Origin of the sequence: Exiguobacterium sp. s161 (assembly GCF_018619045.1) — a bacterium.
GTDB classification, from domain to species: domain Bacteria; phylum Bacillota; class Bacilli; order Exiguobacteriales; family Exiguobacteriaceae; genus Exiguobacterium_A; species Exiguobacterium_A indicum.
Genome location: NZ_JACSNH010000020.1, coordinates 1 through 414, shown reverse-complemented (window position 1 = coordinate 414; position 414 = coordinate 1). Strand labels below are relative to the sequence as shown.

The following is a 414-nucleotide window of genomic DNA, read 5'->3' as shown; positions in this document are numbered from 1 at the left end:
CGGTCGTGGCGGAATCGGTAGACGCGCTAGGTTGAGGGCCTAGTGGTGGCAACATCGTGGAGGTTCAAGTCCTCTCGACCGCACCATATGATGCACCCTTAGCTCAGCTGGATAGAGTACTTGACTACGAATCAAGGGGTCGGGAGTTCGAATCTCTCAGGGTGCACTTTTCGGGAAGTAGCTCAGCTTGGTAGAGCACTTGGTTTGGGACCAAGGGGTCGCAGGTTCGAATCCTGTCTTCCCGACCATTATTTTCATACGAAATACATTGGACTTTGAAAACTGAACGATGAGGCAAAAATCGTATTCTACGGAATACAAACATGAATGAAGCGCAAGCTTCGTCAATCGTGACTTCGGTCACACAACGAGCAAGTCAAACACTTCATGGAGAGTTTGATCCTGGCTCAGGAC

At 49.8% G+C, this 414-nt stretch carries 2 tRNA genes; both read left to right on the top strand.

Features of this window, described 5'->3' with window-relative positions:
- Nucleotides 1-92 precede the first annotated feature (92 nt).
- A tRNA-Arg gene (locus tag KNQ14_RS16660) sits at nt 93-166 on the top strand.
- 5 nt (nt 167-171) lie between these two features.
- Nucleotides 172-248 (top strand) — tRNA-Pro (locus KNQ14_RS16655).
- Nucleotides 249-414 lie beyond the last annotated feature (166 nt).